This is a genomic window from Dellaglioa sp. CoH-55-MRSF-8 (assembly GCF_056782195.1).
This window is the reverse complement of record NZ_JBXAYH010000005.1, coordinates 16841-30958: the sequence shown is the minus strand read 5'-3', so window position 1 is coordinate 30958 and position 14118 is coordinate 16841. Positions and strand designations below refer to the sequence as shown.

7 protein-coding genes are annotated in these 14118 nt (G+C 35.3%); 4 read left to right on the top strand and 3 right to left on the bottom strand.

The window, feature by feature from the left end; genetic code table 11:
• Window positions 1–151: 151 nt before the first annotated feature.
• Window positions 152–490, top strand: a complete 339-nt coding sequence (locus AC1RPW_RS06020) for a YxeA family protein (protein ID WP_481761747.1) — start codon at window positions 152–154, stop codon at window positions 488–490.
• A gap of 107 nt (window positions 491–597) precedes the next feature.
• Here AC1RPW_RS06020 and spxB read toward each other — a convergent pair whose 3' ends face one another.
• From spxB to AC1RPW_RS06005, 3 genes are all read right to left on the bottom strand, one after another.
• A complete protein-coding gene (gene spxB / locus AC1RPW_RS06015; RefSeq protein WP_481761746.1) occupies window positions 598–2349 on the bottom strand; it encodes a pyruvate oxidase in 1752 nt (583 codons plus the stop codon).
• A 202-nt stretch (window positions 2350–2551) separates the two neighbouring features.
• Window positions 2552–3634 (bottom strand): LCP family glycopolymer transferase, encoded by a 1083-nt coding sequence (locus AC1RPW_RS06010; protein ID WP_481761745.1) that lies wholly within the window; start codon window positions 3632–3634, stop codon window positions 2552–2554.
• A gap of 50 nt (window positions 3635–3684) precedes the next feature.
• The gene (locus tag AC1RPW_RS06005) at window positions 3685–5031 is read right to left on the bottom strand and encodes a hemolysin family protein (RefSeq protein ID WP_481761744.1); all 1347 of its coding nucleotides are present in this window, start codon (window positions 5029–5031) and stop codon (window positions 3685–3687) included.
• A gap of 198 nt (window positions 5032–5229) precedes the next feature.
• Here AC1RPW_RS06005 and AC1RPW_RS06000 point away from each other — a divergent pair, with 198 nt between their 5' ends.
• The 3 genes from AC1RPW_RS06000 (at window position 5230) to addA (ending at window position 13639) form a co-directional block, all read left to right on the top strand.
• A complete protein-coding gene (locus tag AC1RPW_RS06000; RefSeq protein WP_481761743.1) occupies window positions 5230–6198 on the top strand; it encodes a ribose-phosphate diphosphokinase in 969 nt (322 codons plus the stop codon).
• Between the two features lie 138 nt (window positions 6199–6336).
• Window positions 6337–9906 carry a PD-(D/E)XK nuclease family protein gene (locus tag AC1RPW_RS05995; RefSeq protein WP_481761742.1) on the top strand — a complete coding sequence of 1190 codons (3570 nt, stop codon included), beginning with the start codon at window positions 6337–6339 and terminating at the stop codon, window positions 9904–9906.
• Window positions 9899–13639 (top strand): helicase-exonuclease AddAB subunit AddA, encoded by a 3741-nt coding sequence (gene addA / locus AC1RPW_RS05990; protein ID WP_481761741.1) that lies wholly within the window; start codon window positions 9899–9901, stop codon window positions 13637–13639. The genes AC1RPW_RS05995 and addA overlap by 8 nt, the downstream gene beginning before the upstream one ends.
• Window positions 13640–14118: the final 479 nt, after the last annotated feature.

Genomic DNA, 14118 nt, shown 5'->3' with positions numbered 1-14118 from the left:
TATGGTTAGTATTGTATCATTATATAGAATTAAATGAGTAAAAAAGGATTATAATATAATTTTTTGATAATCTTCGATTAGTACAAGTCAAATTAGTGGTTTAATGCATGGTTATTTGAGATTATGAATTAAATAAAAGGAGGTAGAATAAATGAAAAAAATAATTGTATTAATTATCGCTATTCTATTAGTTGGCGGCGGGTACTTATACTATAGGACTAATTACTCAACTCAGGATTACTACACACAGATAACAGAAACAGGTAAAAAAGTGGTTAAAAAGGATCAAAATGGAAAAACGTATGCCGATTATAGCTATAATCAAATGGCTTATAATACTAAAAATGAAGCTAAGAAATTAACGTTTAATGGGAATAAAGAAAGACCGTTACGTCAAGGCGCCTATTTAAAATTAGCCTATAATGAAAAAAAAGGTGTTATTTCATGGGAAGAAGTTTCAAAAAAAGATCTACCTGTAAAATTAAAATAGAACCCAAAAAAAAAGACTGTAATGAAGAGGATAGTTATCTTCATTACAGTCTTTTGTTATTTAAAAATAACTATCTCTTAGGAATAGCTATTTTATTCGTGAGGGCATTATTTTGAGTATTTCTCGATTAAATCATCTAAGACAAGTAAGTCTTCTGCTTCGTAACGTTTACGGTAAGCAGCGATTTCTTCAGCTGAGAAATGTTTTGGATCGACAGCTAAATCTTCAACAGGGATGGCACGGTCGTCAGTGATTTTAACATCAATAACAACAGGACCTTCTGCTTTTATAGCTGTTTCAAATGCGGCAACTAATTCGTCATGTGTAGAAACTGAGATACCAAGCGTACCCATAGCGCTTCCGACTTGTGCCCAATCTGCGTCATTGAAATCAATACCATAGAATGGTTGACCTTCATCTTCTTGTTCATCTTGAATGAAACCAAAATGTTGGTTAGAGAAGACAATATTAATGACATGTTGTTTGTATTTTACTTGTGTTAATAAATCTTGAACAATCATAGCAAATGCGCCATCACCGACAAGGTTAAAGACTTGACGGTCAGGGAAGGCTGATTTAGCAGCAATTGCTGCACCCATACCATAACCCATTGTTGCAAATAAGGCAGATGTTGTGAATTTTTGTTTAGGATTCATATCTAAGTAACGTAAGCTATTCATTGTAACATTACCAACATCAACTGCGAAAATGTCATCGCCTGTGGCATGTTTGTTGATTTCTTTAAAGACAGAAGCAGGTTGAAGTGGTGTTGTTGTCTTGTCCTCAAATTTCTTGAGGTAAGTACGCCAGTTAGCCATATCTTCAATAGTTGCATCGAAGAATGGACGACTTTCAACAGGAGCACCAGCTAATTCAACAAAGCGAGCTAATGTTTTCTTAGCATCACTGAGTAAAGCGACATCAACTGCATGACGTTTACCAATTTTTGATGCATCAATATCGATTTGGATAAATTTCATATCGGGTTTTAAGACTTTTTTAGTTTGTGAGAAAGGTAAATCAGCTCCTACAAAGACAACTAAGTCAGCGGCAGCAATTGCTTCATCAGCAGGTTTTGTTGCAACTCGGTAAGTTGACCCTAAGTTAGCACGATAACTATCAGGAACAGTTCCTTTATTGATAGCTGTAATAATTACAGGCATTTTAAAATGTTCAGAGAAAGCAATTACTTCATCAGTAGCACCTTTTGTACCAATACCAGCGAATAAAACAGGTTGTTTAGCTTCTTTAATAAGTGCTAAAGCCTCTTTAATTTTTGAATCATTTGGTTCAGGTAAAATAGGTGTTGTGTAATTGTGACCTGAAGCGTAATAACTGTCAGCGTCGATATCCATCCAACCAAAGTCATTTGGAATTGTAACAACTGCTACACCTTTGTATTGGTAAGCTGTTCTGATAGCTTGATCAATTACACGAGGTAAGCTTTCTGGAGTCATAACTGTTCTATTATAGACAGAAACGTCAGCAAACATTGGATTTTCGTTCATTTCTTGGAATGAATCCATGTTCATTGCAGATGAAGCAACCTGACCGATTAAAGCAAGAACAGGAACATGGTCTTGTTGTGCGTCATATAAACCATTGAATAAATGTGTTGCCCCAGGACCTGCTGAACCAAAGACAACCCCAACTTTACCAGTTAGTTTTGCTTCAGCGGCAGCAGCAAGTGCCCCAACTTCTTCATGACGTACTTGAACGTAATTAATGTTTTCTTTTTCTGATTCAAGAGCACGCATTGTTGTATTGAATGATCCACCGGGTAACCCATAGACATTTTCAACTTTCCAATCCTGTAATACCTTTAACATTGCAATTGATGCTTTAATTTTTTCTGACATAATATAAATCCCCACTTTCATTTAAATAACAAAGTATCTTGTACCATCTATTATTACACTTTATGGTACCGTTTACAAATGAAATGTATGAATAAAATAAATTTTTTTTACGGACCTATTTTCTATATGAAATTTAATCAATATAAATAAAAAAGCATCATCAGAAGTTGCCTTCTTGATGATGCGAGTAGTGTATAGGTCATTATTTTCGAGTTGTGTTAATTGTTGAATTTGTTAATAAAGTATTGCCCGTTTCTGCTTTAACTAAATCTAAGGCAGATCTAAGTTTATCGGTAATACGTTGCTTCTCTGGTGTATCAGCGACTTCAAAAGCTTCACCGTTAATCATGGTTCCAGTTCCTTGTAGGTGATCAGATTTTGAATGGTGCGTGGCAACACGATAGCTAGTTCCTAGAGTCACTAAATCATCAAATGATAAATCTGTTTTCAATTGAGAAGACATCGTGTCTAAGAATTTTTGATTTAATAAGTTTTGTAAGTTTGTACTCTGTAAGGCAACAGACATGATAATCTGGCGTTGACGTTTTTGACGGCCATAATCACCAAGTGGATCCTCATGACGCATTCGGGCATAAGATAATGCATCTGCACCATTAACATGAGTTTTAACACCTTTTTTAAAGTGTGCACCTTGATAGGTGAACGATAGTGGTGGTGTGACATCAACGCCACCAACCGCATTAACTAATGTTTCGAGTCCGCCCATATTAATGGTTGCATAGAAATCAATAGGGACGTTCAAATATTTCTCGACTGTTTTAACAGCAGAAGCAGGACCACCATAAGCATAGGCAGAATTTAATTTACTTGGGAATTCTGATTCATAACCAGAAACCGCAACTTCTGCATCTCGGGGTAAACTGACTAACGTCATTGATTCCGTTTTAGGATTTAAAGTTGCGACAATTAAGGTATCTGTTCGACCGCCAACTTTTGCACGGCCTAACGCACCATCATCGGTTCCTAAAAGGAGAATTGAAATTGGATAGCCTGATTTTAAGACTGAAGAAACGTTTCTAGCTTTAGCGACTTTTGTCGGCGTATAAATTGAATCAGCTGCTTTTTTTGCGTTTGCGTAAGCTCTGTATGCATAAATACCGCCACCGACCAAAAGTAAGAGCAATAAAAGAAGAATTAAACGACGACGTTTTTTATTTGGTTTTTTCTTACCATTTTTTGGCAACGATGAGTGACGATTTTTACTTGGATTAGAAGTGGAATCTGCAATTGATTCCTGCTGATATAGTTCTCTACGAGTAGGCATAAATATAAAATTCCCTCCAATTAGTAATGACTAAATTATTTCTTATCAGTTCATTGTTCTTCAATTGCGTCTACCTGAGTCGTCGTATGTTTAACATTAAACCAATCAATGTAGTTACGTTTAAACTCAATAATCTTAAATTCAAAAGCATCAAACTTGATGACATCATTTAATTTAACTTTATGATTTTCGAGAATGAAACCTGCTAATGTAACACTTTCAGATGCTTTCATCGCTTTATTTTTAAATTTAAAGAAGCGTTCGAAATCATATAAAGTCGTTTTACCACTAATATTATATGAACCATCATCATTTTTGATAATGTATTCACTTGAAACGTCATCAATTTCATCTTTAACCGTTCCAAATAATTCTTCATAAATATCTTTATCCGTTACAATACCACTTGTACCACCATATTCATCAAGGACAACAACGATAGGTGTTTGTTTACTAATCATTTGGCTTAATAATGTTCTAATAGGTGTTGTTTCTGGTACTGTAATAATTGTTCTAAGTAGTTTACTAATTAAGACAGTATCATCAATCTCAGCTTGTCTAACTAAATCGTAGATATAGACGTAACCAAGAATTTTATCTTTATCATTGTTAGCAACTACTGGAAAACGGCTATAACCCTGATGTAAATAATCTTTAACGACATCGTGCACAGTATCTGTAATATCTACGACATAAAGACTTGTTCGATCGACCATAATATCTTTAGCAATTTTGTCATTTAAATCAAAGGCACGTTGCATATAGACATAATCATCTCTATCTAATTCACCACCTGAAACGGCATTTTGAGATAAAGATAAAATTTCTTTTTGAGTAAAAACTTCACTATTTTCATCAGTTGGCGTAATACCAATCATTTTAGCAACACGTGTTGCTGAGTTATTTAATAACCAAACTAATGGGTAAAAGGCAAGATGAAAGTAGCGTAATGGTGTTATAACAACCATTAAAACTTGAACGGGCATATCGATACTTAAGTTTTTAGGCACAATTTCTGTGTAAACCACTTCAACGTAAGTAAGGATTAAAACCCCGATAATTGCGCCAATGATATTTAACCCTGATTCAGAAGCAAAATGGAATAGTTTAAGCACATCTACAAGTAAAAATTCAATGGTTTTTTCACCAACCCAACCCAGAATAATACCAGCAACACTGACACCAACCTGTGTTGTTGAAAGGTATTCATTCAAATGGTTAAGCATTTTTAATGCTCTTTCTTGTTTTTTTCGATTTCCAATACCTGCTTCGATATCAGCTTCGATGGCACTTGGACGTGCTTGGACAAGTGCAAATTCTGCGGCAACGAAGAATGCTGCTGCAAATAATGTCACAAAGATAACAATCAAATTGATGATAACTGTACCGCTAGACAATTTTTGTGTCCCCCATAATTAAGTTATATTTTTAAGTTCGTATCTGTCTATTTTACCATTAAACATAAGGATTGTCGTTTAGTCTGAAGGAACAATTCAGATAATCTTAAACTTTTTACTTAGAGCATAGTAATTTAAGTGTAAATTCATTATAATAGAACTATAAAGAAAAAATACAGATTAATAACGGAGGCTATCATGTCGGGTCAATTCGCAAAAGGTCAATTAAAATTATTTGCACTTAATTCTAACGTTGAATTAGCGGAGAAGGTGGCTAAGGTTTTAAATACTAGTCTTTCTACAGCATCCGTGAAACATTTCAGTGATGGCGAAATTCAAATCAACATTGATGAAAGTATTCGTGGCGCAGATGTTTATGTTATCCAATCAATCTCAAATCCAGTAAATGAAAATTTACTGGAACTTTTGATTATGGTTGATGCGTTACGTCGTGCAAGTGCGGGTACAATTAACGTTGTAATGCCTTATTATGGTTATGCACGTTCAGATCGTAAAGCACGTTCACGTGAACCTATTACAGCTAAGTTAGTTGCAAACTTTATTCAATTAGCCGGTGTTTCTCGTGTAATTACACTTGATTTACATGCCGCTCAATTACAAGGATTCTTTAACATTCCAGTTGATCATTTAGTTTCTTTAGAAATCCAAGCTAAATACTTCATTGAAAATGGGATTACAGATGATGTTGTTGTGATTTCACCTGATCATAATAGTGTTAAAGGTGCTCGTAATATGGCTGAAAAGCTCAAAGCACAAATTGCTATTGTTGATAAACGTGGATCTGATTTTGCTGATAATATTGCAGCAACATCAATTATTGGCGATGTAAAAGGGCGTCGTTGTATCATTATTGATGATATGATTGATACAGGGACAATGATGACTGATGCAGCGCGTGCACTTAAAGCTGCTGGTGCAACAGATATTTATGCTTGTGCAACACATGCTGTGATGTCAAAAGGTGCGATTGAAGCTTTATCTGATGACAATATTAAACAAGTGATTGTAACAGATAGTATCGTTGTTCCAGAAGCTGACAAGCTCGATAAACTTGTGCGCTTATCAGTTGCCGACTTGTTTGGCCAAGCAATTGATTTAATTCATAAGAATCGCTCAGTTGATAAACTATTTACAGAAAAAGATTAAATTAAAATGAACCGCTGGTTAAATCACCTTTGTGATTTGTCCAGCGGTTTTTATGTGTTCTTAAAAAAATATAACAGCTAAATATGGTATATTATTAGGTAATGATAACGAGTTAGCGGTATGAAAAGGGGAGTTAAAATGAGTTTAAAATTTGTCCTAGGAAAAGCTAGTAAAGACCATCAAGCAAGCCTTGTTGCACAATTAAAAGCAGCGCAAACGACTGATTCAACGGCATCTTTTTTTTATCTTGTTCCCAATCATATTAAGTTCGAAGCAGAAGTTAGTATCCTTGAAGCATTAGGTAAAGACAAACTTGTCGAACAAAATATTTTTGCACAATCGAACGTCCAAGTCTTTTCGTTTACTCGATTAGCTTGGTTCTTTTTGAAGAATACACCCTATTATCAGATTCCTCGTTTATCTCAGTCTGGATTAAATATGTTAGTTTATCAATTAATTTCGGAACATGAAGATGAATTAACAATATTTCGTGGTGAAAGGACCCAAACTGGGTTTATTTCACAACTAGTCAGCCAACTGAAAGAATTAAAAGTTGGTTGTGTGACAGTTGATGATTTAACTCGGATTGCTGAATCTTTCCCAACGACTGGGGACTTAGGTGCTAAATTAGATGATTTACAAATTATCTATCGCGCATTTGATGCTGCGATGGCTGACCGATATATTGAAAATAATGATTTATTAGCAGAGTTGAGTCGTTATTTAACAGATGACGTTTTGAAGACGAGTTATTTTTATATTGACCATTTTTCTCAATTTACAGCACAAGAGCAGGAGCTCGTGAACGCACTGATTAAGGGTGCGAAACAGATTACAATTGGCTTAGTCTTAGATAAAGGCAATGCACATGAAGTTGCTGAAAAATCTGACTTATTTTATAAATCAAGCCGGATGTATGTTAATTTGATTGAAAAAGCACATCAAGCTCAGATTCCAGTGCTAACGGATAGTTATGCTGAAACCAAAGTTAACCAGAATCCCGACTTATCTCGTCTGGAAGATTTTTGGATTGACTCTAGACGGTTAGTTAAAACAAAATCAGAAAGGTTAGAAAATTCAGATTCTATTCAACTTTTTGAAGCCGATAGTCGGTATATTGAAATTCGACAAGTGGCGACAAAAATTCGCCAGTTAGTTGCAACTAAGGAGTATCGTTATCGAGATTTTATGATTTTAACGCGGCATTTAGATAGCTACGAAACGGTTATTCCACCGGTTTTTAAAGAATTTAAAATACCTTATTTTAACGATTTACAACACGCAATGGCTGACCATCCCTTAGTCGAGTTACTGGCAGCGTTATTTGAGGTGAAAGAAAAGCATTATCAATATGGCGCAATGATGCGCTTATTAAAAACTGAATTATTAATACCACAAATAGAAAATCATGCTATGCCAATTGAACAGTACCGTAGTGCTGTTGATTTAACAGAAAATATGGTTTTAAAATACGGTTTTTCTGGTTCTCAGTGGCTACGTGAAGATGATTGGACGTTCTACCGGTTTGATTTTACGGATGCAGATGAGCAACAGACGGATAAGGACCAAAGTATCACAGTACAAATTAATCAAATTAGACATTTTGTTAAAGACGTTTTACCAGGATTCTTCAATCAACTAGATCAGGCGACAACCGGTGAAGAGGGGGCAAAGCTAATTTATCAGTTTCTTGTTGAACAAGGTGTGACACAACGCTTGTTAAGTTGGCGAGACCGCTATTTAGCTGCTGGAAACATCTCACAATCAGAAGAACCAGAACAAACTTGGCAAACATTTGTTGGGATGTTAGATGAATATGTTGAAACATTGGGAACTAAAATGTTCAATACCGCTGACTTCATGGCCTTGATTCAAGCGGGATTTGAAGGGGCAAGTTACTCACAAGTGCCATCAACATTAGATCAGGTCGTTATTTCTGAATCAGGGATGGTTCAAATGAACAACCGAAAGATTACCTTTATGATTGGATCAACTGATATGGTGATGCCAGAACAAGTTAGTCAGACACAATTATTAACAGATGATGATCGGGCGAAAATGGCTAATCTATTAACTGATGATCAATACTTAGCCGATTCGGCTATTAGTCAAATGGCCGCTGAACCCTTTTTGAATTATCTCGGATTTTTAGGACCACGCGAACAATTGATTTTTTCATATCCAAGTGGCAACGATGGCGAAAAGAATTTAAATCCATCGCCTTATTTAATGATGATTAAAGAACACTTCAATTTATCAGTTCAACATTTAGCTGCTAATCCTGAATTAACAGAACAATCAGTCCTTGATTTTATCGGAACAAAACGTAGTACATTATCATCATTGGTTGTAGCTAGTCGACTTGCCAAAACAACTGCAGTATCCATGCCTAGTGCTTGGTTGTATGTGTTACGTCAACTGTCGGCTGACCCAGAAATGGGACCATTAACGAAACAATTATTAGGAAGCTTAGCGTATAAAAATATACCGGTTAAGTTGACGCCGGAAATTATAACTGATTTATATGGAACACAAATGAATACTTCAATTTCAAAACTAGAAACTTTCTATCGTAATCCATTTGAATATTTTTTACAATATGGGTTGAAATTGAAAGAACGAGACATTTTCGAGCTGTCTCCTGCAAGTACTGGTGAGTTTTTCCATATGGGGTTGGATGAGTTGATGAAAGTTGTGACTGAATCAAACCAAGTCTATGCCAATGTACCCAAAGAACAACTAGATGAATATTTGAATGTAATTTTAAAAGATATGCGCGAGTTACCTCAGTTCCAAATTCTTGGTAGTTCAAGTCGAATGGGCTATATTGCTAAACAATTAAGTCTTCTATTAAAACAAGTGACGCATGCCATGTGGCAACAAGGGCAACAAACAAAGATGAAGCCACTGAAAACAGAAGTTTTATTTGGTCATGTCGGTGCTGAGTCAGGTTTGAAAGCCCTAGCTTATAAGTTACCTGGCGGCCATTCAGTTAAAGTCCGCGGTAAAATTGATCGAATTGATTATATGAAGGTTGATTCAAAACAATATCTTGGAATCGTCGATTACAAATCAGGGATTCGAAAGTTTGATTTTAGTGATGCTTTCTATGGATTATCAATGCAAATGTTAACTTACTTGCAAGCATTGATTGAGAATGCAGAGGTAATTGCACCAAATACTGGACTGAAAACTTCGGCAGCTGGTGCAGTTTACATGCACTTACAAAATCCTAAGCTGAAAATTGAAGATGTACAGAAAAAAGGATTGGATAATACGTTGTTGAAAGCAAACCAAATGGATGGGCTATTATTGGAAGATGAGCAGTTACTGAGCCATTTAGATACTGATTTTGAAGACGAATCAACAGGGTTTTCATTAATCTATCCATTTAGAAAAACGAAAAAAGGGTTCACATCACCATCAGCTCGTTCAAAAAAATTGATTTCACAATCAGATTTAGATTTCTTGTTGGTACACAATAAACAATTAATTATTGATGCGGCAACAGATATTTTCGAAGGGATAATCGATTTAAGTCCGGCTAGATGGAACGCTAAAAAAACAGCCCTACAATATTCACCATATAAATCAATATTCCAATTTGATGCGATGTTACCCGAAAATAATTACCATGAAATAAGTAAATTAAGCTGGGAAGAAATTGAAAAACGGATTATAGACGGGGAGGCCGACAGTAATGAGTAAGTTTACATTTACACCAAATCAACAACGTGCTATCGATGAAAGTGGGACTAATATTCTTGTATCAGCCTCTGCCGGTTCCGGTAAAACACGAGTTTTAGTTGAACGCGTCATTCAAAAAATATTAACGGGAACAGCTATTGATGACTTATTAGTTGTTACGTTTACAGACGCTGCAGCTAAAGAAATGCGTCAACGGATTCAGGTGGCACTTCAAAAGGCAATCAATGAAGCAGACAATCATGAACAAAAACAACATTTAATGGATCAATTAATGCGCTTGCCAGTTGCAAATATTAGTACATTTGATGCATTTTGTCTCCAATTAATTAAACGCTACTATTATGTGATTGATTTGGATCCCGTTTTTAGAATGTTAACAGATATGACTGAGGCGGCTTTATTAAGAGAGAGTGTCTGGGAAGACGTCCGGGAAATGTTGTATGCCAAAGACGATGTCGACTTTGAGAGATTAACACAAAATTTTTCAAATGATCGAAATGATGATGGTTTATCTGAGTTGGTTTTTAGCCTATTTACATTTGCGAGTTCGAAACCAGATCCTACCGGTTGGTTGGCTAGTTTGGCAGCAACTTATGATGTTGGCGATAATTTAATCAGTAGTTCGTTTTACCAAAAGAGTATTAAGCCATTAGTTCAAGCAAATTTAACGCAAATCCAGGCCGATTTAAAAACGGCTCTAGAACTATCAATTCAATTTGGGTTAGAGAAACATCAAGCAGTGACTGAAGAAGAAAGTCAGATGTTGTTAGCTGTTGTCCAATCTGTTGAAAACGATGGTTCTTGGAATCAAATTCGCGATAATATTCGTGGGTACGAATTGAAACGTGCGCCTAGTGTGCCAGCTAAAAATTTAGAAGATGACCAAGCTGTTGCTAAGGATCAAATTAAAGAATTAAAAGCTGGAATAAAAAAACGTTTAGCTAACTTATCAGAACAATTTTTTGTTTTAAATGAAACAGAAACACTGCATATCATGACAGAATCTAAGAAATTAGTTGAAAAATTAGTCAGTGTGATTGGCTTATTTAGTGATGCCTTCACCAAAGAGAAACGTCAAAGACATATACTTGATTTTAATGATTTGGAGCATTTAGCACTGGACATTTTAGCGAGTGATTCTGAATCTTCCGAGCAAACACAAGCTGCTCTACAAGGAAAATATGAAGAAGTTCTGGTAGATGAGTATCAGGATACTAATCAACTACAAGAAGCTATTTTGACAAGGGTAACCACGACTAATCCCGGTAATATGTTTATGGTGGGGGATGTAAAGCAGTCAATATATGGTTTTAGGCTGGCTGATCCTAGTTTGTTTTTAAGTAAATACCAAGCTTATAAAGAAACTGACAGTAATGGAAATCGAATTATCTTAGCTGAAAATTTTCGTTCTGTGAAGAATGTAACAGATGTGACTAACTTAATTTTTACCCAGATTATGGATGAAACCGTTGGACAAATGGCTTATGATAATGATGCTAAATTGGTTTTTGGGGCAAACTACTACCCAGATATTGAGCAAAAAGCAGAAGTGCTGATTTACGAATCTGATGAACCTGAATCTGCAGAAAGACCGGATGATGATAGTGAAGCAACGAATGATCAGTTTGAAATTGATGGTAAATCGGAAGGCCAAATTGCTTTAATTGGTCAACGGATTCAAGCGTTAATCGTAGATGAAACAGAGATTTTTGACCGTGATAAATCAGAAAAACGTCCCGTTGAATACCGAGATATTGCATTACTAGTCCCAACTCGTAAAAATAATTTGGTGATTATTGACCAATTTAAAAAAATGGGTATTCCAGTCGTTGTGAATGATGCGGAGAGCTATTTCCAAACAACTGAAATCAGAATTATGATGTCATTATTACGAATTATTGATAATCCCTATCAAGATATTCCATTGGTAAGTGTCCTACGGTCGCCAATTGTTGGATTAGATGAAAATCAACTGGCCTATTTACGGATTGGCAACCGAACAGATGATTACTATCAAGCGGTGTTAACTTTTTATCAAAATTTTGATACGTTTAAAGCAGGTAGCTTCGCAAAAACACTGTATAATAAAATTGAACGTTTCTTAACACAACTTTCGGGCTTTCGTGAAATCGCGCATGAAAATCAAATTGCGACCTTAATTTGGCAGATTTATCAGGATACTGGATTTCTTGATTATGTCGGGGGGATGCCAGCTGGAAGTCAGCGCCAAGCCAATTTACATGCGTTGTATAACCGAGCTCACGCTTACGAAAATAGTAGTTTTAAAGGTTTATTCCAGTTTGTGCGCTTCATTGAAAAAATGCAGGAACGCGATAAGGATTTAGCAGAAGCACCTGTACAAAATGTCGCAAATGCAGTGTCAGTCATGACAATTCATGGTAGTAAGGGACTTGAATTTCCAATGGTCTTCTTGGTTGACGCGACACACCAGTTTAATCAAATGGCGATGCGAAAACCTTATTTAATTGATGATCAGGCTGGATTAGGAATAACCTATTTAAATCCTGAAAATCGGACGATGGAAGATACGCTACAAAAAACAATTGTAAAATCAGCTGCTATTGCAAAATCAGAAGCGGAAGAAATGCGATTACTGTACGTAGCCTTAACGCGTGCGGAACAACGATTATTTATTGTGGGGGCTTACACAAATAAAAAAACGGCAATTAATCATTGGCAAAAGGCATTTCAAAGCCAACAATTAGTTTTAAATGCAACAGCTCGAAGTGGTATTAAAAATTTCATGGATTGGATTGGTATGGCGCTAGTTCGTCATCCTACTTTTGATATGTCACTATTATTGGATCCAGCAACATCATCACTACTATTAAGTGATGATGAAACGCAATTTAGCGTTAAATTTTATCAAAAAACCGACCTGAACCAGATGAGTAAAGTGAGTGAAGAAGTTTCTCAGACGGATTGGTTAGAAACAATCACGGGTGAGATGCCTGAGACGTTTGAGGATATTGATGTTAATCAAATTGATCAAGTCTTAAATTTTCAGTATCCATTCGATAATTTAACTAAAACAACTGCTTACCAAGCTGTATCGGAAGTAAAACGTCTATTCGATGATCCAGCTAATCGCGAAATGAATCAGTTGAGTATTGAAGGACAAGGCAACCGATACGTTACGAGTGAACTTGCTGTACCGAAATTTATGCAGGGAGTTGCAGCACCAATGGGAAGTGATATTGGGAGTGCAACTCATCTCATTTTACAAGAATTAGATTTAACTAGTGAGATAACTTTAGCGATAATCCAAGCTAAAATTGAGCAATTAGTGACGGCAAAAGTAGTCACTAAAGAAGTTGCTACGTTAATTAATGGACAACACATTGCCAATTTCTTTCAAACGGATTTAGGCAAAGAAATTCTAACTATAGGTAACGATGTACAACGTGAAGCGCCATTCTCAATGTTACTACCTGCCAATGAGCTATTTCAAAAGGTTGAGTCAAATAAGGAAAAAGTTTTGATCCATGGAATTATCGATGGTTATTTTGTAAAAGATAATACGTTGGTGGTATTTGATTATAAGACTGATAAAGTTTCTAAAGACAATACAATAGAAGAAATAGAAAAATTGACAGCACGTTATCGTGGCCAATTGAACTTATATGGCGAAGCACTAGAGAATATGACTGGGTTGAAAGTTGCGCATAAATATCTGTATTTGCTGTCTATTAATCAAGTTGTTGAAGTTTAATAATTCGAAGATCTCATTTCAATGAGGTCTTTTTTTAATCAATGAAAAGAATAAGAAAATATTTTAAGCAATTTCAATACCACTTTGTGTTAAAAAAATAAAATAGCATTGTATATAACAAAACTTTTTTTATAAATTGGTATAGATAAGATTTTGTTGAATGAAACAAGCTATGGAAACGTAAAAAAACCCATCATATAGGTTGATAACTAATATCTATACGATTAAATGGTATAATTGTAAGCGAATACAAATTAATATTTTTAATAGTAATTCGTAATCGTTGTGCTATACTTAACAACATAGACGTTATGGAAACGATATTATTTTTAAGTGTTTCGTAACATTTTAAAATTAAATCAGATTACCTAGGAACAAAAGCAAAATGCTTAAGTTGTTTTTGAAATAATTTTTGCGTGTTTTTATATTATAAATGTAAGCGTTTTTCCGGAGTTCTTACAGTAATCTGATAAAAATTT

Bases quoted from the DNA above. Each gene is read 5' to 3' on its own strand.
- AC1RPW_RS06010 (WP_481761745.1), bottom strand. From the start codon at position 3,634: ATGCCTACTCGTAGAGAACTATATCAGCAGGAATCAATTGCAGATTCC.
- AC1RPW_RS05995 (WP_481761742.1), top strand. From the start codon at position 6,337: ATGAGTTTAAAATTTGTCCTAGGAAAAGCTAGTAAAGACCATCAAGCA.
- spxB (WP_481761746.1), bottom strand. From the start codon at position 2,349: ATGTCAGAAAAAATTAAAGCATCAATTGCAATGTTAAAGGTATTACAG.
- AC1RPW_RS06000 (WP_481761743.1), top strand. From the start codon at position 5,230: ATGTCGGGTCAATTCGCAAAAGGTCAATTAAAATTATTTGCACTTAAT.
- AC1RPW_RS06020 (WP_481761747.1), top strand. From the start codon at position 152: ATGAAAAAAATAATTGTATTAATTATCGCTATTCTATTAGTTGGCGGC.
- addA (WP_481761741.1), top strand. From the start codon at position 9,899: ATGAGTAAGTTTACATTTACACCAAATCAACAACGTGCTATCGATGAA.